The sequence below is a fragment of the Gemmatimonadaceae bacterium genome, assembly GCA_020846935.1.
GTDB lineage: Bacteria > Gemmatimonadota > Gemmatimonadetes > Gemmatimonadales > Gemmatimonadaceae > RBC101.
The window spans coordinates 42327-65284 of sequence record JADLCY010000008.1; the positions used below are offsets into that span (position 1 = coordinate 42327).

Annotated in this window: 18 protein-coding genes; 2 read left to right on the forward strand and 16 right to left on the reverse strand. The window is 67.6% G+C overall.

The genetic code is table 11. The annotated features are described in order from the left end of the window. Positions 1 to 200: 200 nt before the first annotated feature. The 15 genes from IT361_09645 to IT361_09715 all read right to left on the reverse strand — a co-directional run bounded on the left by IT361_09645 (position 201) and on the right by IT361_09715 (position 19897). The gene (locus IT361_09645) at positions 201 to 962 is read right to left on the reverse strand and encodes a gamma-glutamyl-gamma-aminobutyrate hydrolase family protein (GenBank protein ID MCC6317941.1); all 762 of its coding nucleotides are present in this window, start codon (positions 960 to 962) and stop codon (positions 201 to 203) included. A gap of 128 nt (positions 963 to 1090) precedes the next feature. Beyond that, positions 1091 to 2200 (reverse strand): carboxylate-amine ligase, encoded by a 1110-nt coding sequence (locus tag IT361_09650; GenBank protein ID MCC6317942.1) that lies wholly within the window; start codon positions 2198 to 2200, stop codon positions 1091 to 1093. Between the two features lie 4 nt (positions 2201 to 2204). Continuing rightward, entirely contained in the window at positions 2205 to 3551 is a 1347-nt protein-coding gene (locus IT361_09655; protein ID MCC6317943.1) for a hypothetical protein, read from the reverse strand. A 67-nt stretch (positions 3552 to 3618) separates the two neighbouring features. Next, a complete protein-coding gene (locus IT361_09660) occupies positions 3619 to 4527 on the reverse strand; it encodes a hypothetical protein (GenBank protein MCC6317944.1) in 909 nt (302 codons plus the stop codon). A gap of 69 nt (positions 4528 to 4596) precedes the next feature. Further along, positions 4597 to 5325 (reverse strand): esterase, encoded by a 729-nt coding sequence (locus IT361_09665; GenBank protein ID MCC6317945.1) that lies wholly within the window; start codon positions 5323 to 5325, stop codon positions 4597 to 4599. Further along, a complete protein-coding gene (locus tag IT361_09670; protein MCC6317946.1) occupies positions 5322 to 6131 on the reverse strand; it encodes an alpha/beta hydrolase in 810 nt (269 codons plus the stop codon). Before IT361_09670 ends, IT361_09665 begins: the two co-directional genes overlap by 4 nt. A gap of 105 nt (positions 6132 to 6236) precedes the next feature. Then, complete coding sequence (locus IT361_09675; protein MCC6317947.1) at positions 6237 to 7454, reverse strand: ATP-grasp domain-containing protein; 1218 nt, start codon at positions 7452 to 7454, stop codon at positions 6237 to 6239. 61 nt (positions 7455 to 7515) lie between these two features. Next, the gene (locus IT361_09680) at positions 7516 to 8727 is read right to left on the reverse strand and encodes an ATP-grasp domain-containing protein (GenBank protein MCC6317948.1); all 1212 of its coding nucleotides are present in this window, start codon (positions 8725 to 8727) and stop codon (positions 7516 to 7518) included. Positions 8728 to 8809: 82 nt separating this feature from the next. Beyond that, entirely contained in the window at positions 8810 to 10834 is a 2025-nt protein-coding gene (locus tag IT361_09685) for a DUF3536 domain-containing protein (protein MCC6317949.1), read from the reverse strand. Beyond that, positions 10834 to 12495, reverse strand: coding sequence for a DUF1957 domain-containing protein (locus IT361_09690; protein ID MCC6317950.1), 1662 nt, complete (start codon positions 12493 to 12495; stop codon positions 10834 to 10836). Before IT361_09690 ends, IT361_09685 begins: the two co-directional genes overlap by 1 nt. Positions 12496 to 12526: 31 nt before the next feature. Next, entirely contained in the window at positions 12527 to 14185 is a 1659-nt protein-coding gene (locus tag IT361_09695; GenBank protein ID MCC6317951.1) for a glycogen synthase, read from the reverse strand. Between the two features lie 8 nt (positions 14186 to 14193). After that, on the reverse strand, positions 14194 to 16350 hold the full coding sequence (glgP, locus tag IT361_09700) for an alpha-glucan family phosphorylase (protein MCC6317952.1): 2157 nt from the start codon (positions 16348 to 16350) through the stop codon (positions 14194 to 14196). 147 nt (positions 16351 to 16497) lie between these two features. Then, complete coding sequence (gene actP / locus IT361_09705; GenBank protein MCC6317953.1) at positions 16498 to 18072, reverse strand: cation/acetate symporter ActP; 1575 nt, start codon at positions 18070 to 18072, stop codon at positions 16498 to 16500. Further along, on the reverse strand, positions 18069 to 18341 hold the full coding sequence (locus IT361_09710) for a DUF485 domain-containing protein (protein MCC6317954.1): 273 nt from the start codon (positions 18339 to 18341) through the stop codon (positions 18069 to 18071). Before IT361_09710 ends, actP begins: the two co-directional genes overlap by 4 nt. A gap of 161 nt (positions 18342 to 18502) precedes the next feature. Then, positions 18503 to 19897, reverse strand: a complete 1395-nt coding sequence (locus IT361_09715) for an HD domain-containing protein (protein MCC6317955.1) — start codon at positions 19895 to 19897, stop codon at positions 18503 to 18505. Positions 19898 to 20200: 303 nt separating this feature from the next. Between IT361_09715 and IT361_09720 the strand changes: the two genes are divergently transcribed. Continuing rightward, complete coding sequence (locus IT361_09720; GenBank protein MCC6317956.1) at positions 20201 to 20806, forward strand: hypothetical protein; 606 nt, start codon at positions 20201 to 20203, stop codon at positions 20804 to 20806. After that, positions 20803 to 22344: a GMC family oxidoreductase gene (locus IT361_09725; protein ID MCC6317957.1), complete on the forward strand. Its 1542-nt coding sequence runs from the start codon at positions 20803 to 20805 to the stop codon at positions 22342 to 22344. Before IT361_09720 ends, IT361_09725 begins: the two co-directional genes overlap by 4 nt. Here the strand turns inward: IT361_09725 and IT361_09730 are convergent. Next, positions 22341 to 22850, reverse strand: a complete 510-nt coding sequence (locus IT361_09730) for a DUF4440 domain-containing protein (GenBank protein MCC6317958.1) — start codon at positions 22848 to 22850, stop codon at positions 22341 to 22343. The two genes, IT361_09725 and IT361_09730, sit on opposite strands and share 4 nt — an antisense overlap. Positions 22851 to 22958 lie beyond the last annotated feature (108 nt).

Here is a 22958-nt window from a genome sequence, read left to right on the forward strand (position 1 = left end):
CGCGATTCTCCCGGTCGGCCCTGCTGACCTCCCGGGAGCGACGACGATGATGCGCGGTGGGCGGGATCATGGAGGAGTACGATAGCCTCCTCATGGTGCCAACGCGGCCGGTCGCTGGGCCGGAATCAGGCCCGCCGGATGGCAGGGTCAGCGGTGCGCCGGGTTGCCCTCACCGGGCGCCGGCGCGTCCTGCGGGCCGGCTACTTACCGCCGAAGCGGGCCGACGACTCGATGAACTCCCGGAAGACGTGCCGCGTGTGCGGGTCGGTCATCTCGAAGACCTCTGGGTGCCATTGTACGCCGAGGCAGAACTGGTCCGCGTCCAGCTCGGCGGCTTCGATCAGGCCATCCGGCGCGACCGCGCACGGCGCGAGACCCTGCGCCAGCACCTTGATCCCCTGGTGGTGCATGCTGTTCACCGGGATGCGCTCGAGTTCCATCATGCTGCGCAACTTTGATCCGCGTGTGAGGACGACCTCGTGCGCGAGGTGATCGCGCTCGAACCCGAAGTTGGGGAAGTAGTCGTGCTTGATCGCGCCCGCGTACTGATCTTCGAGATCCTGCCAGAGCGTGCCGCCCAGCGCGACGTTGATGACCTGCAGGCCTCGGCAGAGGCCGAGCAGCGGCTTTCGGTCTTCGACGGACCAACGCGCGAGCTGCAGCTCAACGCGATCGCGTGCGCCGTCGGTGCGGCCGAGTCGCGGATGCGGATCCTCGTTGAAGTACCTGGGGTCGATGTCGACGCCGCCGGGGATGAGCACGCCATCACAGGCCTCATAGGCGCCACGCAGCGCGTCGGGCTCATCATCGAGCAGCGGCACCAGGACCGGCGCACCTCCGGCGAGGGCGACGGCGATGTAGTACCGCTGGTTCATCACGTCCGACGTGGGCAGCCCCGACGGGATGCCGTCGATGGCCTGCAACGTCTGCGTGGTGACACCGATGATGGGGCGTTTGGACATTGGAGTCTGGTAAGGCAGTAGAACGAAAGGAGTTACAGCGCGCTAACGAACAACGAGCAAGGCGACGTAGAGGTCACGGCGCCCTGAACGGTACTCGGCGACACGTCCGGTGGGAACGGCCAGGACGTCTACAGAACCCCTTCTTCGGTCTCCCGAATCAGCAGGTCGACCACGGCCTTTGTGTCCTTGCCGGCGGCGTGGTAGGCGCGGATCTGCCGGTCGGCGCTCGAGCCTTCGGCGAGGATCCGGAAGGCGTATTCGACTTCCTTGCGCGTGCCCAGCTCATCGAGGACGTCATCGAGGAACCATTCGATGAGTTCGCGAATCAGCACGGGGGCGGGGAGTTCGGTGGCCTTGCCAAAATCGATGAGGTTGCCGTCGAGTCCGTAGCGCACCGCACGCCACTTGTTCTCATCGATCAACTCGGAGCCGTAGATGCGGAACGTGGTGTTGTCGCGGCGCATCTTGTACAGCTTGAACACGATCGCCTGCAGGATCGCAGCGATGCAGACGGCTTCGTCGACGCGGGTGCACACATCGCAGATGCGGAACTCCAGCGTCGGGAACGTGTGGTGCGGCCGGACGTCCCACCAGATCTTGGATCCGTTCGGGATGCAGCCGGTCGCGACGAGCGTCCTGAGGTAGTTCTCGTATTCGGCCCACGACGCAATGAAGCGAGGCACGCCGGTCCTCGGGAACGCGCGGAACACCGCGCTGCGATACGACTTGAGCCCCGTGAGGCGACCGATCCAGAACGGCGAACTGGTCGACAGGCAGAGGATGTGGGGCAGGAAGTAGCGCGACACGTTGCATGCATCGATGAGGAAATCGCGGTCCTCGATCCCGATGTGCACGTGTGTGCCAAAGATGAGCAGCTGTTGGGCAAGCTGCTGCATCGCTTCCTTGGTGCCGATGTAGCGATCGAGCTGCGTGATCTCCTGGTCGGCCCAGTGCGAGAAGGGGTGGGTACCGGCCGCGGCGATCTTGAAGCCGCGTCGTGCCGCCAGCTCCATCACGCCGCGTCGAAGCTCGACGAGCTGCGCCCTCACCTCCTGGGGCGTCCGGCACACCGTCGTGCCGACTTCGACGATGCTCTGGTGCAGCTCCGGCTTCACCTGCCCGAGGATCAGGTGGTCGGCCTCGAGGATCTGCGTGATGTACGACGTGAGCGCACGCGTCGAGGGGTCGATGATCTGGTACTCCTCTTCGACGCCGATCGTGAGGCTCGGAGCTTTCATGTCGTCAGTTTCTCGGTTGCACCACGAACGTCGGCACCGTGCTGCCACCGCCAGCGGTGACATTGAGCAGGGCGGCCGTCGAGAGGCGCGTGAGGATGCCTTCCATGTAGTCGCCGTTGGTCACGAACGGCGCCGTGTCGATCATGCGATCCGCGAACACCACCGTCCCGTCCGCCCAGCTGGGATACGACTCCTTCGGGATCTCCACCTTTTCCTGGACGATGTGTGGTGCGGCGAGCGCCACCTTCACCGCCGCATCCCACGCTGCCGAGTCCACGGTCCAGCCGAGGACGATGCCCTTGCCTCCGTACTCATCGTTCGGTTTGAGCACCAGTCGGTCCTTGGCCTCGTGCATGAACGGGATGAGGTCCACCGGGCGCCCGCGGTAGGACGTCGAGCGCTCGGCGACCACGCGGGTCCACGGAATGCAGTCGTGAATGGCGGTGAGGTCGTCGGTGTCGAACGTGTCGGCGTTGGCCTCATCGCTCAGCACGGCGAGGGACGCCTTCTTGTGCAGGATCTTGGAGTGGAAGCCGTTGACCATGCACACCGCGCCATCGCGGACGGCGCGCACCACGTCATGCTCCACGCCGCACGTCTCGATCAGCTCGCTGATGAGCACGCGCTTGTAGATCACGTCGATCGGCTTGCCGCCCGAATACAGCTTGCCGCCACGGTACTCGCACTGCCGCGGATCGTCGATGATGGCGTCGATGTTGAGCTGGGCGAACTGCTGCCGGAACAGTTCGAACTCCGTGCGCGTGGGCACATCGTTCCAGTCGAGGATGCCGATGCGTGGTGCGCGCGACGATCGGCTGAACTCCCGCCACGCGTCGAGGATCGCGCCAATGACGCCGTGCCGCGCAGGGAGGGCGAACACCTCGTGGTGTCGCGAGAACTCCCGCATGGCACGCGTATCCAGAAAGGACTCGCTCAGCGCATCGTTGTAGCCCGGGCCCGCCGGCGTCTCGCCGTTGTATTCCGTGAGGCCGAGCGCCCCGGAGTGCGGCACGTAGAAGAAGTCGAGCCGCGACGTCGGGCTCACGTGGCGATAGCGGAGCGGTGAGGCGAGGAGCGATTCCTCCCAGTCGAGCAGGCCGAACTGCGCGCGAAAGGCGGAGTCACGAACGGCGCGATCGTAGGCTTTCCCGAACGCCCGCAGGAGCGGACGGATGCGCCGCTGCAGCATCGCCACTTCGGCCGGCGTCGTGAGACGCGGGCGCAGCACGGTGCACAGGGCCCGCCCGCCAAAGACGAGCCCGCGCTGCGCGAGCTGCGACTCGAGGTGCGCGTGCGTCTCGGCCGCCACGTCCGGCGTGAGGACGTCGTTCCAGGCGTCGATCAGCGTCATGTCGTGCTCCGGTGTGCTGGAACCCGCGCGCGAATATCGGGTGCCCACGACTGCCAGGGGGACGACGTCATCGACTGGCAGCGAAGAGGGCACTCCACCTGGCCTCGACGACCGTCTTGCGTGGCTGCTTCGCGAACCGGATCGCCATGTCTGCCATGTGCGTCACCGCCCACTCGAAGTAGGTGGGCGTGAGCGAATAGATGTCCATGTCGGGCGCGCAGTTCATGAAGTCGATCGCGTAGGGCACGCCGCCCGTGATGCAGAACTCGAGTGAGTTCATGTCGTAGCCCAGGGCGCCGCACAACGTCCGACAGTCGCGGACCACGCGATCCCTGAGCGTGGGCGTCAGGTAGTCGGGATCGACGATGTACTTCCGCGCCTTGGGGTCGTAGTGCATCACCAGCACCTCGTCCTGCCCCAGGCAGAGGCAGCGCACGAACTGCTCCCATTGCACCATCTCCTGCACGATCATGGTGAGGAGGCCCGACTGGTCGTAGTTGCGGATCAGCTCTTCCACCGTGTGGCAGACGTAGACCTCCTTCCAGCCGCCGCCGTGTGCGTCCTTGAGGATGCAGGGCAGCCCCACGTGCCTGGCGATGCCCTCCCAGTCGAGCGGGAATCGCAGGTTGCGCAACGATTCGCCGGGGACGATCCCGGGGACGTAGTCCTTGTTGGGCAGGAGCACGGTCTTGGGCGACACCACGCCGAGTTTCGCGGCAAGCGTGGCCCCGAAGAACTTGTCGTCGGCGGTCCACATGAACGGGTTGTTGATCACCGTCTTGCCTTCGAGCACCGCCTTCTTGAGCCACGAGCGGTACATCGGCACCTCGTGGGAGATGCGATCGATGAGGACGTCATACGGCACCGGCCCATCGTGCGGCTCACCGCCAATGACCGCGTACTCGGCGACCACGCCGACGTCGCGCTTGTTGACCTCCTCGATGAATGCCGGCGGCCAGCTCCATTCCCGGCCCACCACGAGACCCACGCGTTTCGTCATGTCTGCTCCGTACAGTTGGACCCGGGCAGCCCGGGCGTCGTCGTGTCAGTCGTGCCCCGGCAGGTAGCGAACGATCCAGTCCTCCCAGTACGGCCAGTCGTGCGCGTGGCCGTTCCAGACCCGGAGGGCGTTGCCGATTCCCCGCTCCCACAGCACCCCCGAGAACTCGCGATTCTGCTCGTAGTGCGGGTCGCCGTCGCCGACGACCATGATGATGTCTTGTCTCCGGAACGCCTCCAGGCGCGCGGGGTCGTGCTCGAAGCGCATGAAGTCGAACGGGTTCGCCGCATGCACGTTGCCGTCGGAGTATCCGCCGGTCATGCCCCGGATGTCATACGTCCCGCTCATGCCGATGAGGCGATGAAAGCGGTCAGGGTGCCGGAGCCCGATGCTCATGGCGTGAAACGCCCCGAAGCTCGCGCCGGTGCCGATCACGAAGCCGTTGCCGTTCACGTGCTGCGTGAAGGGCAGCAGCTCGTCGATCACGTAACGATCGTATTGCAGGTGCCTCCACGCGCGCGCGCCGGGATGGGCGGTCTTGTCGTACCAGCTCGCATCGTGGTTGTGGTCGAGGCACCAGAGCTGGATCCAGCCGCGCTCGATCTGGTGTCGCAAGACGTCCGGCATGCGACGGTTTGGCCACTCGTTGTGGTTGCCCATCGTCGTGGGGAACGCGAGCACGCGGGCGCCGCCCCGACCGAACCAGCGCACGTGCATCTGCCGTCCCACCGCGGGACTGTACCAGGAGTGATGATGCCCGTGAACCCGTGTCATTCCGTTCCGTCGTCGAGCAGAAAGGGCAGGGCCTTGCGCAGCCGCCGCCCCCACGCTGCCTCGTTATGCATGCCCTGCCGGTCCTCCACCCACATCAGGTCCCGGCCCGGCCGGTAGCCCTTGCGCTCGAGCAGGTCGCGCATGGCCCGTGCGTTGGCCAGCGTCCCCTCCCCTTCACGCATCCCCACGTCCAGGTAGATCCGCCCGCCTACGTTGGCTGCGGCCTCGATGCATGGGAAGATCCCCCCGTGCGCGAACCAGAGCGCCGGGCTCATCGCGCCGACGAACCCGAAATGCGACGGCTGCCGGAAAAACCCGTACAACGAGATCAGCGCGCCGAGCGACGAACCGAGCAGCCCGGTCGACTCGCGCTCCGGCCGTGTGCGAAAGCGCGCGTCGATCATCGGCTTGAGCGTATTGATCAGAAAGTCGAGGTAGGCGTCCCCGCCCCCGCCCCCGTGCCGGGCGTCGACGAACGGGGAGTACTCCTTCATCCGGTCGATCCCCATGTTGGGAATGCCCACCACGATCGCCCGACGCCCGCGCCGCGGAGCCCGTGCCATCGAGGCGTCGACCCCCCACTCCCCGGCAAAGCTCGTCATCGGGTCGAACAGGTTCTGCCCGTCGTGCATGTAGAGCACCGGGAACGGGCGGTCCGACTTCTCGTAACTCGACGGCAGGTACACGAGAATGTCGCGCCGATTCCCCAGTTCGGGGCTGTGCACGTCGTGGATGATCTCGAGCGTGCCCGGCGGACTGCGGTGGCGGGCCATCCACTTCTGGTAGAAACCGCTGCTGATCGTCATGCGGGACGGGAGCTTAGCGGCGCCCGCACTCCGCCGAAAGCGGCGCCACACGCGCGGCCGGGCCCAGGGCGACCGGGCCGCGCGACCCAGGTGGACCCGCGCAGACTACTGCGCGAAGAGGCGCAGGTCCGTCCCGAACGCATCCGCGATATCGAAACACGCCTGCTGATCGGGATGGCGCACGGTCACGTAGCCGTCGGACACCAGCGTCAGGATCCAGTTGCGACGCTCGGCGCCCACGGGGAGCAGGTCCACGTGGACCACGTGTTCGCCGTACCGCTCGAGCAGGCGCTGCAGTCCCTCGATGCGCGTGATGCGTCCGCGACCTTCGGCTCGCTTGAAAACGTTCGCGACGTTGTACTTGCGATCCGTCGACGCCGAGAATGTGCCCTTGAGTTCGGCTTCCGCCGCGCCGGTGAACAGGTCCACGTCGCCGACGTAGTTCATCAGGTCCACGGTGTGCGCACCGGGAGGCCGCGCGGCTATCTCGCCGAAGATCGGTTCGCCCCTGGCCGTATAGAACCACTCCATGTGCGTCATGCCGGTCTGGAACCCCATCGCCTTGAGCACCTCGTGCCCCTGCTGCACGCCCTTGGCAACGATCGGCGTGTCGAGGTCGCGCAGGGCAATCGTCTGCGGCGAAATCCATTCGGTGGAGCGCGCCACCAGCGGGTTCGGCCGATAGTAGCACACGTTTTCGTACACGATCTTTCCGTCGATGCAGATCGTGTCATAGGTGTATTCATCGCCCTCGATGAACTCCTCGACGTTCACCTCGTCGTAGCTCGTCACACGCGAGAGCGCGGCGTCGAGCTCCTGCATCGACGCGGCGCGGATGGTGTCCATCGAGCCCGCGCCGGCGATGGGCTTCACGATCACGGGGAATCCGATCTTCTCCGTTGCTTCGCGTACCTGCGCGATCGACGTCGCCGAGGCGTGCCGTGCGGTGCGAATGCCCGCCTGGTTGATGACCTGCTTCATCAGGTCCTTGTTGCGGAACGTCTCCGCCTGCGCCACGCGCATCCCGGGCACGTCGAGTGCTTCGCGGATCTTTGCGGCGAGCACCACGCCAGGCTCCCAGTAGCAGGCCACGCGATCGATGGTGTTTCGACCGACCGCCGCCACCACCTGCTTCACCACCGCCTCTTCGTCGGTGAAGTTGGGCACGCGCAGGTAGCCGCTGAGGTGCTGACGGGTGAGTGCCGGCAGGTCCTTCTCCGGCACATCGCTCAGGCCGTAGACCTTGCCGCCCATGAGCGACAGGCCGCGGCAGAAATAGGGCATCTCACCGGGATATCCCGGCGCGAGCATGATGACGTTCATGGCATCACGAACGTGAAGGGTGGACGGACACGAACACGGCGAAGCTGGCGCAGGATCATGTTCACCCCAGCTCCACGCGTACAGTGCTGATGATCTTCATCACGGCGTCCTCGACGCGGCTCGTGGTGGGATGCCTGACAATGATGAAGCCGTCGCCCTCGTAGCTGGTCGACGGAGTCGCCCCGATGCCCGGCATTTTGAAGTCCACCACCAGGTCGCCGAGTTGGCGCTGAATGGCCTCGAGGCCGTGGATTGCCGTGATGCGTCCTTCGCCCTGGCCACGGAGGTAGGCCGCGCCGACGGCGTACTTTCGTTCGGGCACGGTGAACTCGCCCACGATCATCGCGCGCGACCACTCCCTCAGCAGGTCGAAGTCGTGCGCCCGCGACATGAGCGTCGTGATCTGCGCGCCGGGCGGGCGCGCGGCGACCTCGGAGATCGCGATCGTGCCATCGGCGCGACGGAACCACTCCATGTGCGAGATGCCGGTCGACATGCCAAGCACGTCGAGGGCCTTCCGGGCCGCCGTGCGAATGTCGTCGTAACGCGCGTCGTCGACCTCGCGCGGCAGGACGACGCTCCACTGGATCCACTTGTTCTCGACCACCGTGAGCGGCGTCGGGTAGTAGTGCGTCAGCGAATGCCACACGTGGCGGCCGTCGAGCGTGATGGTCTCGAACGAGTGCTCCTCCCCCACCACGAACTCCTCGAGCAGCACCGGCGCCCGTGGCGTGGGCGGTGAGCCCGCGAGTGCGCCCAGGAGCTGCGCCATGTTGTCCACGCGATACGTGGACACCGCACCGGCCCCGGTCGGTGGCTTGACCACGAGCGGGAACCCGGAGTGCTCGGCGAACGCGACGGCATCATCGGCGCTGCCGGCGAGGCGATGACGCGCGCACGGCAGCCCCGCACCGCGCAACAGCGTCTTCATCCGCGCCTTGTCCCGGAAGTTCGTGGCCGCCTCGCGGCTCAGCCCGGGGATGCCTAACGTGGTACGCACCGACGCCAGCGGCTCCTGCAGCTGTTCGTACGCGCCGTACAGTCGATGGATCGCGCCGTGGTGCTCCTGCAGCCCGCGCGCCGCCCAGAGGAGCTGCGACTCATCCAGGATGTTTGTCACCTTCCAGTGCGCGGCGTGGCCGTGCAGATGCCTCAGCTTCTCCGGTCCATCGTGCGTGATCACACCAAGATGCACACCGGGCAGCGACGCGGCCGCCTGGATCATGCCGAACGCGTTGTCAGACAGGAGCGGCGCAGCGAAGACGACAAACATCGGACGAAGGGAGGGGACCGAAGAGCAGACGAGGGTCAGCGGGCGAGTCTCATGCGAAGCTGTCACCCCGGCGCGAGGTTCGCTACGGGAGGACGCCCTCGGCAAATCCAAGCCGACGGCCAAGGTCGCGCAGGGGCTCCCGTTCGGCGGGCGCCAGCGCGGAGGCCACCTCCCACCACGCGGTCTGGGCATCGAACGGCACGCTGACCTCCAGTTGCTCAAACAAGTCCAGCGTTCCGTGCGCGAGGTCTCTGGCCGCCTGGCCCTGATCGGCCGCGAGGTGACGAATGGCGCGCGTGAGGGCCACCGCCACCAGCCCGCGCAGGCTCGCCTCTCCCGAGGCCAGGTGCTCGAGCTCGGTGGGCGTGAGAAACCGCGGGAGCAGGGCCTGACGCAGCGCCGTTCGCACGCCGTGGCGAGCGCGCTCGGGAAACGCGCTGAGCGGGACCGCGTGCCCTGTCGACGACGCCGCCGACCCGCGGACCATGTACGAGAGGTCGGACGGCGTGCGCTGCTGGAGCGCGACCACGAATCGGTGCCGTCGCCCCGTCGCTCGAACCGCCACCTCGACGGCGTCGTCCTCGACCGTGGCCGCCATGCCCGACGGAAGGTGAGGCGCGGGGTCGAGGTTCAGGTCATGCAGGGCCTTCGCCGCAGCCGCCACGCGCTCCGCTGCGGTGGCCGGGTGTTGCAGCGAGCGCCACACGTCGGCCCCGGTGCCCACCGATGCGTGGTTGCTGCGTGCATTGCCTAACGTGCGCGAGAGCGCGCGTTCGAGCCGGCCCGTGTCGCCCGACAGCGCCAGCGCCCGCGCCGCATAGCGCAGCACCTGGCGGACTTCGAGACCACCGATGTCGTCAAAGAACCAGGCGCACGACGTCACCGCACGCATGGCATCGCGCTCCATTTCCAGCAGCTCGAGGGCGCGGGACACGCCCGCGGCGTTGGCGCCGGGCCTCAGCCACGTCGCGACGTGTCGCTCGCGCTCCACCGCATCCGCTGACGCCACCACCTCGCCCCAGGCGTCGCGCGCGCCCCAGGAGTCGGTGAACAGCGACGCACCCTCGCGCTGGAACACAGCGTGGATCCCCGCCTGCAATCCGGTCATCGCGTTCCGAAGGGGCGTGCGCCAGGCCTGGTTCGGGTTCGACTGACCATCGATCCGGCAGCCGCAGTTCGATCGCCACCGTTCCACGCCATGCGCGCAGCTCCACGCCGACGGCGCGACGAGTTCCACGTCGTGGGTGGCCGGGTGCCGTGCCAGGAAACTCGCGTGGTTCTCCACCGTCATCCCGCCCTCGCGTGCGCGCTCGAGCACGCGCGCCAGCGCCATCTCGGCAAACTTGTGGTGATGCCCGTAGGTCTCGCCGTCGGTCGCCGCGCTCACGAGCATCGGGAGCGCCGGATCTGTCTGTGGCACGCTGCCCAGCGCGCGCGCCCACGCATCGGCATCGCGCACGAACCCACCGAAGGCGATCCCGTGCGAGATGTCGCCGTGATACGGCACAACGGCGATCGCGCGCCCTGCATTCGTCACGTAGCGACCCGGGAGCCCATTGGGCGGCGCGCCGACGACCTGGTACGGCGCGAGTACGGTGAAGCGCATGCCTTCCTGCGCCAGCACGTCGAGCGTCTCGTCATCCACCGCGGTTTCCGGCAACCACATGCCCTCGGGGTCGCGCCCGTACCGTCGGCGAAAATCGGCGATGCCCCAGCGCACCTCGCTCACCTTGTCGCGACGCGAGGCGAGCGGAAGGATCACGTGATGGTACGGCTGGGCCATCGCGTTGCCGTGGCCGAGTCGCGCCACGCTGGCCCGGTCCGCCGCGAGGAAGGCCTGGTAGGTGGCCGGGGCCTCGACCTCCATCCACTCGAACAGCGTCGCGCCCACGTTGTATGAGATCCACTCCAGCGTGTTCACGAGCCGCAGGATACGACCGCGGTCTCCGGTGACCCGCGCCGCCACGACCGTGCGATAGCACTCGCGTTCGATGCGCTGGTTCCAGTCATGGAAGGGTGCCGCACCCGCCTCGGCGTCCACATCACCAAAGAACGGATCTTCGCGCGGCGGCTGGTAGAAATGCGCGTGCAGGATGAGACTGCGCATCAGACGAAGGGAAGGTCCAGTGTTTCGGCGATCGCCGGCCGAACGGTGCGAAAGACGTCATCGCGACGCTGCATTTGCTCCGCGATCGCCGCGCCACGCTCGACGCCTTCGCCGCGTGCAGCACGATCGAGGATGCCGATCAGCTCGCGACAGTCGCGCGCATGTCCGTGAAAGCGCTGCGCAGCGTAGTCCTCCACCTCACCGGTGGTCATGATGAACGCCCAGTCGGACGCCTGCAGGAGCAACAGCTCGCGCGCCGCCTGATCGAGCACGGGACCCAGCTCCCGGCGCCCGAGCGCATCGGGCGCCAGATCCCAGAACCGGTGCTCGAGTTCCCACACGATCGGCCACGTCCACGACGATCGATCGCTCAGCCACATGCCGAAGTCACCGTCGCGGCCCCACGAGCCTTCGAGCAGGTCGATCGTGGCCGGCGCTCCGTGGCTATCGATGTGCTCGCTGGCGGTCACGGCGCGGAGCCCGCGGTGCAACGGAAACGTCGCGTACACGTCGCGCAGAAAGTCGGTGCCTTCGAACCACCAGTGCCCAAACAGTTCGGTGTAGGGCGCGGCGATCACGGTGGGGAGCGCACCGGATGGCTCCCTCGTACGCGCCAGTGTGCCGACGAACTCGCGCGCATGGCGCCTGGCCGTGCGCCGCGCAGCGAGCGGATCGTAGGGCAGCTTGCTCCCGAGGTCTCCGGTGCGCGAGGTGACGCGCCAGAGCCGGAGCCCGCCGGGCCAGCGCTGTTTGTGGAACTCGAGGTAGTCGTCGTGCCCGGGGTAGCCGGCGTGCCGATTCCACACCCTGGCCGACGCCACGGGATCGCGCACGAACGCAGCGAGCGATGCTGATGACTCGTCCGTGCCGACACGCCAGGCCCGGTACGGCGATCCCTCGCCGGTCAGGCGCGTCGGGCGCGGCAGCACCGCATGTTCGGGCTCGCCGCCGAACATGGTGCCGTACACGCCGAGTGGTTCTCCGGCTTTCGCCATGTGGGCATCGACGAACACGTAGCGATAGCCCGTGTACGCGACATGGGCTTCGATCCCGCGGCGCCAGCCCGCGCCTCGCGAATCGCGCAGGGGGTTCCACGGCCCGGCCGGTCGGTAGGCGCACTCCGGCAGCCAGCACCCCTCGGCGTCGCGACCAAACAGACGCCGATGCTCGGAGCGCCCAACGAGCAACTGCAGGCGAATACTCTCGTCGCGGCCGAGCAGCGGCAGGATCGCATGTGTGGCGGCGGACGACGTGAGCTCGAGTCGCTCGCGATCCTGCAGCGCGCGCAGCTGACCCAGGATGTCGCCGCCAATGTCGTGAAAGAGGGCGTGCAGCCGCCGCAGGCGTCGTTGCCAGCCACGGACGAGCGGAATGAGCGGCGCATCGGCGCTCCCGCGCATCGCACCGAGCGAGGTGTGGCAGTCGGCAAAGCGCTGGTCGACCCAGGTTTCCACCTCGGCGGCGAAATCCGCGTGGTCGAGCATGGCGGCCAGCACCGGGGTGACGCCGAGGGTGACCGGGGCGGCGACATTCGCGCGATCGAGGGCACGCAACGCCTCGAGCAGCGGGAGGTAGGTGTCGAACGCCGCCTCGCAGAGCCAGTCGGAGCCGTGCGGCCACCGGCCGTGGTGCAACACGTACGGCAGGTGGCTGTGGAGCATCAGGACCACGTCGGTCTGGTGCACCGCCGCGCTACCGCCTCCACCGTGGCGACGCGATGGCCCGGCGGTACAGCTCGCGATATCGCGCTTCCGATCGGTGCCACCCGAAGTCCCGGGCCATCGCTTCCCTCACCATCGCGGTCCACACCTGCGGATGCCGGTAGTGGTCGATGGCGCGGGCACAGGCGGCGATGAACGCAGCCTGCGTGTAGTCATCGAACAGGAAGCCGGTGACGTTGTCCTCGATCGTGTCGGCGAGCCCGCCCACGCGGCGCGCGACCGGCAGCGTCCCGTAGCGCTGCGCGCGCATCTGGGTCAGGCCACACGGTTCGTATTGCGACGGCATGACGATCATGTCCGCGCCGGCCAGTAGCCGGTGCTCCTGCTCCACCGTGAAGTTGGTCTGCACGCCGATGCGACCCGGGGCGATCGCCGCGAGATCGCGGAGGATGTCGACGTAGCGCTTCTCTCCCTGACCAAGGAAGACGAACTGCGCATCCAGTGACAGGAACGCCGGCGAGCCAAGGATCAGGTCCAGCCCCTTCTGCGCCACCATGCGGGCGCTCATGCCGATGATCGGCGTGCCCGATCGCTGCGGCAGACCAAAGAGATTCTGCAGGGCGGTCTTGTTCTTTCGCTTGTTGCCGAGGGCGGCCAGCGAATAGGTGTGCGCGATGTGACTGTCGGTGGCCGGATCCCAGTCGGCGTTGTCGATGCCGTTCAGCACGCCGACGAAGCGCTCGCGCATCGTGACGAACACGTCGTGCAGGCCAAAGCCTCCGGCCGGCGTGCGCAGCTCGAGGGCGTGAGTGGGACTCACGGTGGTGGCCACGTCCGCGCAGGCAAGGCCGCCCTTGAGCAGGTTCACGCGCCCGTACCACTCGAACATGTGATGGTTGTAGAACTCCCACGGCAGCCCGATTTCGGGGATGGTCGACGTGGGGAAGTGGCCCTGGAACCCGGCATTGTGCACGGTGAGCGTGGACCACGTCTTCCGGTAGAACGGGCGCCCCACGTCGCGGGCGCGCAGGTACGCCGGCGCGAGCGCCGCGTGCCAGTCGTGAACGTGCATCATCACCGGCGCCGTGGCGATCGCCGGCAGCGCCGACAGCGCGGCAAGCGCAAAGAAGGCCCAGCGCTGCGCGTTGTCGCCGTAGTCGCCGTACCGATCGCCGTAGATGCCGTCGCGATCGAAGTAGTGCGCGTTGGCAATGAAGTATACGCGCGGCTTGCCCTCCGCCTGGCGGGCGCGCAGCGACGCCGACTCGTACAGCTGCGCCTCCTCGCGCCGTGGTCCCACCTGCACCGGAAACGGATCGCCCACCGCCACGAAGTCGCTGACCACGTCGTGCACCTGGCGATACAGCGGCATGATGATCGCGACCGTGAGACCGGCGCGGATCTGCTCGAGCGCGAGGTTGGCCACGGCCTCGCCCAGGCCACCGGTGCGGGCAAACGGTGCCAACTCTGCTGCGATGTGCACTACGGTGACCGGTTCGCCGGACGGCGTGGTCAGCGGATACGGGGCCGGTGGTGCTGCGGCTACGGGTGTGGCCGCGCGCGCGACGCGCGGCTTGCGAGGACGACGAACCTTGGGCGCCTTCGCCGCATCAGCGGCCGGCTGGAGCGGCGTGGCCTCAGCCCCCACGGTGTCCGATGACCCTGTCGCCGTACGCTTGCGCGCGGCCATGCCTCACCTCATGCCGTTGGCGGATCGTCCGGCTGCGGGTTCCCGCTCATCGCCGGGACGTAGTAGGAGCGGCTGTACGTCTGGAGCATGCGCCGCGAGGTGAACTGTTGTCCAGCCACGCGGATCGCGTGTTTCATCTTCAGGATCCACGCGCGCGGCAGGCCGCGGTCATCTCGGCCATAGTAGAGCGGCACCACCTGTTCCTCGAGCAGACGATACAGCTGTTCGGCATCCCATTCGTCCGGGGTTGCCCGCGAGGAAGCAGGGGGAATCGCCCACCCATTGAGTCCGTCATACCCCTCATGCCACCAACCGTCGAGGGTCGAGAGCTGCGGCACTCCATTGAGGGCGGCCTTCATGCCGCTGGTGCCGCTCGCCTCCAGCGGCACGCGCGGAAGGTTCATCCACAGGTCGACACCCTGCACCAGCCGGTGCGCCAGGTGCAGTTCGTAGTCCTCGATGAACGCCACGCGACCCTCGAAGCGCGAGTCCCGCGTGAACGCGTACACGCTCCGCAGCACTTCCTTGCCGGGATTGTCCGCCGGGTGCGCCTTGCCGGCAAAAATGATCTGAACCGGTCGTGCCGCGTCCACCAGCAGCGCGCGCAACCGCTCGGCGTCCTGGAAGATCAGGTTGGCGCGCTTGTACGTGGCAAATCGACGTGCGAACCCGATGGTCAGGGCCGTCGGATTGAGCAAGGTGCCCGCGCCAACCACGTGTGAAGCCTCTTTCCAGTGGCGCGCCCACCGGCGTCGTGCTTCCTCGCGAATGAAGTTCATCATCCCCGTCTTCAGCTCGACGTGGATGTCCCAGATCCTTGCATCGTCGATATCGAGCACGCGCTCCCAGAACGCCGGGTCGCTCACCTGGTTCGGCCATTCGTGCCCGAACTCGTGGTCGAAGAGGTCCATCAGCTCGCGCGCCATCCACGTCGCCTTGTGCACGCCGTTCGTGACGTGACCGATCGGCACCCTGGGACTGTCGCGGTCCGGCCAGAGCGGTGCCCAGATCTGCCGCGACACTTCGCCGTGCTTGCGGGCCACGCCGTTCACGTATCGCGAAAGGCGCAGCGCACACACGGTCATGTGGAACTGGCCGCGGTTCTCCGTGGGATGCCGGCCAATTTCGAGAAACGCGTCCCTGGTGATGCCCATCTCCTCCCACATCGGGCCGGCACACTGCTCGACCTTGGGAAAGTCGAACGCGTCGTGGCCGGCGGGGACGGGCGTGTGCGTGGTGAAGATGCTCGATGCACGCACCTGGTGCACGGCGTCCTCGAACGAGGTGCCGGTTGTGCACAGTTCGCGTACGCGCTCGACCAGCATGAACGCGGCGTGGCCTTCGTTGGCATGCCACGCGGCCGCGCGCGCACCCACCGCACGCAGCACGCGCACGCCGCCAACGCCCAGGATCCACTCCTGACGCAGCCGTACGTCCGGGCCGCCGGTATACAGCTTGGACGTCAGCTCGCGATCCTCGGGCGCATTGGCCTCGAGGTTCGTGTCGAGCAGGTACACCGTCACGCGCCCTACGCGCATCTGCCACGCGGCCACGCGGATGTCCCGGTCGAACGTGCGCACGGTGGCCAGATAGGGCTCGCGCTGGGGGCCGTAGAGACGCTCGAGCGGCGTGTTGGCGATGTCGTATTGCTCGTCGGAGTCGACCTGGTGACCCTGGAGGTCGAGCTGCTGATCGAAATAGCCCTTCTGATAGAAGAGGCCGACACCAATCAGGGGTACGCCGAGGTCCGATGACGACTTGCAGTGATCCCCGGCCAGCACACCAAGGCCACCCGAGTAGATGGGGACCGAGTTGTGCAGGCCAAACTCGGCGCAGAAGTACGCGATCGAGCCGTTGTCCAATGCGCCGAACTGCTCGCGAAACCACGTCCCGTCGAAGGAGTCCTCGCGGGCGGTCTCGCGCGCCACGCGATCGTAGAGGTCGAGAAACCGCGGGTCACGCGCGAGTTCGCTCAGACGGCTCGGGTCGATCCGCCGCAGCATCGCGATCGGATTGTGCCGCGTCAGGTGCCAAAGCGACTCGTCCAGCATCTGAAAGAGCTGGCGCGCGTTCCGGCTCCAGCTCCAGGACAGGTTGGTGGCGATGGTGCCGAGCTGCACTATGCGCTCGGGCAGGTATGGAATCTTCTCGCGATTGGCCGACATGAGGCGGAAAATAACGCGCCCCCACACCGGGGGCGGCGCGCGCAGGGGCGACGACCGCGAGCAGCAGCGCGCATCCCCTGGACCGCGCGTTCAAGGGCGCGCGGTCCTCCTGTGGCTCGCGACCGCCCGCGCGATGCGCCCTTGCGCTCAGGCCCCGACGTGCATACGACGCTGCACCTCGTCGTGACGCGCGAGCGCCACCGGGTCGCGCGACGCGAGTGAGACGACGATACCGATGGCGAATGACAGCGGGATGGTCACCAGCGCCGGGTTCTTGAGCGCGAACCAGGCACCGTCGTGTTTGAGGATGTCGACCTGGATCGTCGGCGACAGCCAGATCAACACCAGCGTGGCCGTGGTGCCCAATACCATCGCCGAGACCACACCCGCGGTGGTTGCGCGCTTCCAGAAGATCGCGAGCACGAGCGCGGGAAAGTTCGAGCTGGCGGCGATCGCGAAGGCGAGCGACACCATGAATGCCACGTTCTGCCCCTTGAACGTGATGCCGAGCACCACCGCTACGATGCCGAGCCCCACCGTGGCGAGCCGAGCCACGCGCAACTGCTCGTGCGGACTCGCGTCGCCCTTGCGCGCCACGTTCACCCAGAGGTCGTGCGACAGCGCGGCCGCACCGGAGAGCGTGAGACCAGCCACGACTGCCAGGATCGTTGCGAAGGCCACCGCCGCAATGAACCCCAGAAAGGGCGTGCCGCCCAGGGTTTCTGCCAGGAGCGGCGCCGCCATGTTGCCGCCGCGATCCACCGCGGTGATCGCGTCGGGACCGACGAGCACCATCGCGCCGAAGCCCAGGATGAACGTCATCAGGTAGAAGAACCCGATCAGGCCCGTCGCGTAAAACACCGACGTACGCGCCGCGCGCGCGTCAGGCACCGTGTAGAAACGCATGAGGATGTGCGGCAGGCCCGCCGTGCCGAACATGAGCGCCATGCCAAGGGACACGGCATCCCAGGGATTCGCCACCAACCGTCCCGGCGCCAGCACGCCGGAGCCATACCGCTCGGCGGCTGCGGCAAAGAGCGCACCGGGACTGAACCCGAACCGGGCGAGCACCAGTCCGGCGAGGATCGTGGCGCCCGCCAGCAGGAGCACCGCCTTCACGATCTGCACCCACGTCGTCGCGATCATGCCGCCGAACAGCACGTAGGCGATCATGGCCGCGCCAACGATCACGATCGCCGTTTCGTACGGCAGACCGAACATGAGACGGATGAGACCGCCCGCGCCCACCATCTGCGCGATGAGGTAGAAGATCACCGTCGCGAGTGTACCGATGGCCGCGGCGATGCGCACGGGCACCTGCCGCAGGCGCGCCGCCACCACGTCGGCGAACGTGTATTTTCCGAGATTGCGCAGTGGCTCGGCGATGAGGAACAGCACGACCGGCCAGCCCACCAGCCAACCCGTGGAGTAGATCAGGCCGTCGAAGCCGGTGGTCGATACCAGGCCAGCGATGCCAAGGAACGACGCAGCACTCATGTAGTCGCCGGCGAGCGCGAATCCGTTCTGCCCGGCCGTGATCGAACGCGCGGCCGCGTAGAAGTCCTCGGTCGTGCGCGTGCGACGCGCTGCCCAGTAGGTGATGCCGAGCGTGACGCCAATGAACGCGAAGAAGAAGAACATCGCCACCGCGTTCGGCTCGCCGATCCGCGTGGCGGTCCGGATCGTATCGGCGGCCGCCTGCGCCTGTGCCAGCAGGATCATCGCGTGGCCTCCCGGACGGCGTCGTCGTAGTGCCGGTTGGCCCAGCGCACGTAGACCCACGTGAGGATCCACGAGGCCACGATCACGAGGGCCCCCGCCACGATCCCGACGCTCAGCCCGCGGCCGATCAGGCGCCCCATCATCGGCTTGTCGAACGCGATGAGGAGGATGAATCCGAAGTAGATCACGACCATCGCCGCGGTGAGCGTCGCGGCGAGGCGAAGGCGCCGGCGCGCAATGTCGCGCAGACGATGTTCACGGTCCGTCATGTCGTGAAGGCAGGAGGCAACGGGCCGGGTGGCTCGCCGAGCACGGCCGTCACCGCATCGACGGCGCGGCCAAGCTGCCACCGGTGGGAGAACAGGGCAAGGGCGCGCACCGCACCGCACTGGTGAGATCCCAGTGGCAACGACGCACGCATCGCCGGGAGCTACAGCGAGTCTTCGCCGGCGTCGCGCGTGACCACGGCCGCGAGGGCATCGACGCACGATGCGTCGAGTCGCGTGCCCTTGTCCCGCTCCAGGATGCCCAGTGCCTTCTCCACCGACATGCCGTCGCGATACGGGCGCGAGGCGGTCAGGGCTTCATAGATGTCCGCCACCACCAGCGCGCGCGACGGCAGGTCCAGTTCATCGGCGCCGAGGTTCCACGGATATCCCGTGCCGTCGAGCTTCTCGTGATGCGTCGCGGCCTGGCGCGCGAAGTCCGCGAACGCGCTGATGCGTCGCAGGATCTCCCACGTGTGCAGGGGATGCCGCTCGATGGCCGCGCGCTCATCGAGGTCGAGCGGCCCGTTCTTGTCGAGGATGCGGTTCGAGACGCCGACCTTGCCGATGTCGTGCAGCAACGCGGCCCGTCGCGTCCGCGTCATCGTCGCCGCGTCAAAACGCAGCTGCTCGCCGATGGCGGTCGCGTACGCGGCCACCTGCGACGAGTGCCGGAACGTGAACGGGGACTTTGCGTCGATGATGTCCGCGTAGGCCCTGGCGATGTCGTCCAGGCCCCGGGCGCCGACGCGCCGCATCTCGGCCACCGGCTCCATCGCCACCACCAGGGCGTCGACGTCGGGACTCTGCACGCTCACCCACAGCGAGGGATCGGGCAGCATCGCCACCGCACGATCCGTGAGCGTGGGATCGAACCAGCGACCCCGCCGATCGCGAAGCATCGTGGCCGTCGCCTCGGGGCCTTCGCTGGCCCAGAAGACCTCGATCGTCTGCGCGATGTTCAGGATGCGCGACAGGAGCGGAATGGCCTCGCCGGAGCGACCTTCGGGATGCCCGTTGCCGTTCCAGTGCTCGTCGAGCGATCGGATCGCCTCGACCGTGCCCTTGGGAAACCCCAGGCGGCGCGCGATCTCGGCGCCGCGCTCGCACCGCGTCGCGATCACGTCGCGCGCCATGTGCTCCTGACGGGCCACGCCCAGGAAGTAGCGCAGGCGCGAGCCTAACGACTGACGCATGCCGCTGGCGCGCCAGGTTTCCACGGCCAGGGCCATGCGATCGTCCCAGTCCACGGTCTTCAGACGCGGCTTGACGGCGTGGTCGTCCGATCCGAACACCGACGCGAGGCGCGCCGCGTTGCTCGAACAGCCGGCGTCCTTGAGCAACAACGCGTAGTACAGCTCCGCGAGGTCGTCCTCCCCGAGCCCGGCTTCGCGGCCGAGCCTCATGCCGATCACGCAGGAACGCACGGAGTGCCCGAGCGGCTGCCCCTCGGTCAGGTCGAGCGCGCGCGAGAGCGACGCGAGCACCTCCGAGACGGGAACAGCCTGGTCGCCAGCATGGGGAACGGCCGGTGTGGACGGCTGAGTGGCGTCGGGCATCGAGAACGTGGCGGGAAGGCCCCGAGGGGGACCGAAGCAGGGACGACCGCGTTGGCCGGCCCGACACCCGCGACATGACAGAGTTCGTCGAGATCGTGAGGGTCGCCGGTCATTCCGTCGCGCCGCACGGCCCTCGGCCTGTCAGACCGGCCAACGTGACCGGCGCGCCGCGCGAGCGCGCACGCGTGTTCGTGTGCCTGGCACACCGTGGGTGTCCGCGTCGCACCTTCAGTTCAGAGCAGATGCGTCAGGCGCCACACCCGCAGGCCTGCGTGTCGCACGCATGCGCATGATGAGCACCGGGTGCGAGTCCGCAACCCGGGGCGTCGGCGCTGGTTGCTGGCCGTGTTGGCCGACCGTACGTTCCCGCCGCACGCGACCCGGCGAACCGCGGACAACCATGGGCGCGCGCAGGGCAACGTGTCAGCTGCTGCGATCCTCGAGCCGGTACGCGCCACGTTCCGAGCGGTGGCGTCCACGGTGATACCGGAAGTTTCGGCGCTCGACCACGAGGGCTGGTCGGCCCTCGAGGCCGCGGTGGAGCGCGCCCTCGCCAAACGCCCCGAAGCAATGCGCCGGCAACTGCTGACTCTGTTGCGGCTCATCGAGTACCTGCCGGTCGCGCGTCCGTTCGGGCGCTTCTCCCATCTCCGCGAGGACCGTCGGCTGGTGGTGTTGCGACGACTGGAGCGGTCACCGCTGCCGCTCATGCGACGCGGAATCTGGGGATTGCGCACGCTCGTCATGCTCGGCTACTACACGCAGCCCGCCATCCAGGACGCACTCGGCTATCGAGCGCACCGGGACGGATGGGCCGCACGCCGGCGCCTGGCGCCGATCGAGTCGCGCGGCGTACCGCCGATCACGCTGGACATGCCGGCGGTGCCTGACACGTCGACGACCACGTGATCGACCGCGCCTGCGACATCATCGTCGTCGGCTCGGGCGCCGGAGGTGGCGCCGTCGCGGCGTCGCTGGCACCGATGGTGGCCCAGGGTGTTCGCGTGCTGGTGCTCGAGCAGGGCCCGCGGCTCGACGACCATGAATACACGGGCCGCGAAGAGGAGATGGCCGATGTCCTCTATGAAGATGGCGGCGGCTTTCTCACGGCCGACGGCAGCATGACCCTCGCGTTCGGGCGGCTCTACGGCGGATCGACGGTGGTGTACACCGGCACGTCGCTCATTGCGCCCGATCGCGTCATCCGCGGGTGGTGCGTGCCGGGCCTCGACCAAGCCGACCTGCAGCGTCGCAGCGAGAAGTACATGGCGCAGAACCACGTGCACTACCTGCCGCGCGTGCTGCTCAACGAGAACAACAAGCTGTTCTTCAATGGCTGCTATCGGCTCGGATTCCGGGCCGAGCAGTTTCCGCTCAACGTGAACGGGTGTCAGGGCTCGTCGCTCTGCAACCTGGGGTGCCCTAACGGCGCAAAGATGGGCACGCACCGCGTACAGCTGCCGGCCGCCGAGCGCCTGGGCGTCGAGGTCGTGACGCGTGCCGAGGTCCTGCGGCTGGAGCAGCGGGTGGCGGTCGTGCGCGTCCATGACAAGCCGCCAGGGGGCAAGGGCCGGCCCTCGGAGTGGGCGCCGGGCGAATACCGCGTGTCGGCTCGCCTCATCGTCGCGGCCGGAGGAGCCATCGGTACGAGCGCGCTGTTGCTGCGCTCACCGGTCACGCAGCGCGTTCCCGGGCTCGGCGAAAGCTTCACGTGCCACCCGGCGCACATCCTGGTCGCCGAACACGATCGCGAGATCACCAACGACGTGGGCCACCCCAAGAGCTACTACCTCGATCGTGCCATCGAAGAGGGCTTCGTTCTCGAAACGTGCATGTACTTTCCCTTCACCACGGCCAAGAACCTCACCGGCTTTGGTCCGGAGCACAGCGCGCTGATGCGCGCGTATCGACGGTTGCAGATGGTTCTGGTCCTCGCCTGCGACAAGGCCGTGCCGGGGAATCGCGTCACGGTCGATCGGCACGGAAAGCCGGTGGTGCACTACACCTTCACGGATGCCGTCGTGAAGTCGATGGTCGCGGCGACGCGCACGTCGGCGCGCATCTTCTTTTCCGCCGGCGCACGGCGCGTCCACGCGCCGTCGGCCGATCCCCCGCTGATCGATCGCGCCGACGCCTATCGCGTCGATGACCTCGTGACCGCCGAGCACTTCCTCACTGGGCGCCTGTCGATCTCGGCGGCGCACCTGATGGGCGGGTGCGGCATGGGCGCCGAAGGGGCCGGTGTCACCGATTCGCGCGGACGAGTCTACGGCGTGCCGTGGCTCAGGGTCGCCGACAGCGCGCTCTTTCCCGATGCGCTGCAGATCAATCCCTATTTGACCGTCATGGCGCTGGCCGATCGCGTGGCCGAGGGCATTCGCGAGGACTGGCCACGCCTCGCGGCGCCGGCGACCGATTCGACTCGAGCGTCGGCCCGGGACCCCTAACTCGTGGGTGGAGCGATGTCGCTGTTGTTGATGTCGCGCAAGATCTTCCATGAGCCGTCGGCCTGCCGGTGCCAGACCGTCAGGTACTTGCCCTTGTCGGGCGCGGGCTTGCCGCCCTTGGGGGTGAGCGTCCACGAGAAGGTGCCCGACTCGATCGCGTAGTCGCCGGTGACGATCACGTCGGCGGTGGTCACGTTCATGTCGGAGATCTTCGCGGTGGAGAGCATGCCGATGATGCCCTGCTCGATCGCTGCTCTCCCCGCCATCCCTGGCGCTCCCGGCATCATCACCATGGCTCCGTCTTCATAGTGCGCCAGGATCCCCATGGCGCGTGCGCTGTCGCCCGATGACATGGCAGCGGTGTTCTCGGCATTGATGGCGTCTATCGCCGCCCGAACCGCTGTGGGGTCGGGTGCGGTGGCGGCCGGAGCCTCGGTCTCTTCCTGGGGCGCAGCGCATGCGACGAGCGCGAAGACCAGCAGACTGCCGAACGGGAAGGCACGCATGGGGCTCTCCGGTGTCACGCTGAGGAGCGTCCGGGCCGGCGCGACGCAGCGCCGGGCGCCAACAGTTGGTTGCATGAGACTGCGTATCGCTGCGCGGCGCTGTCAAGC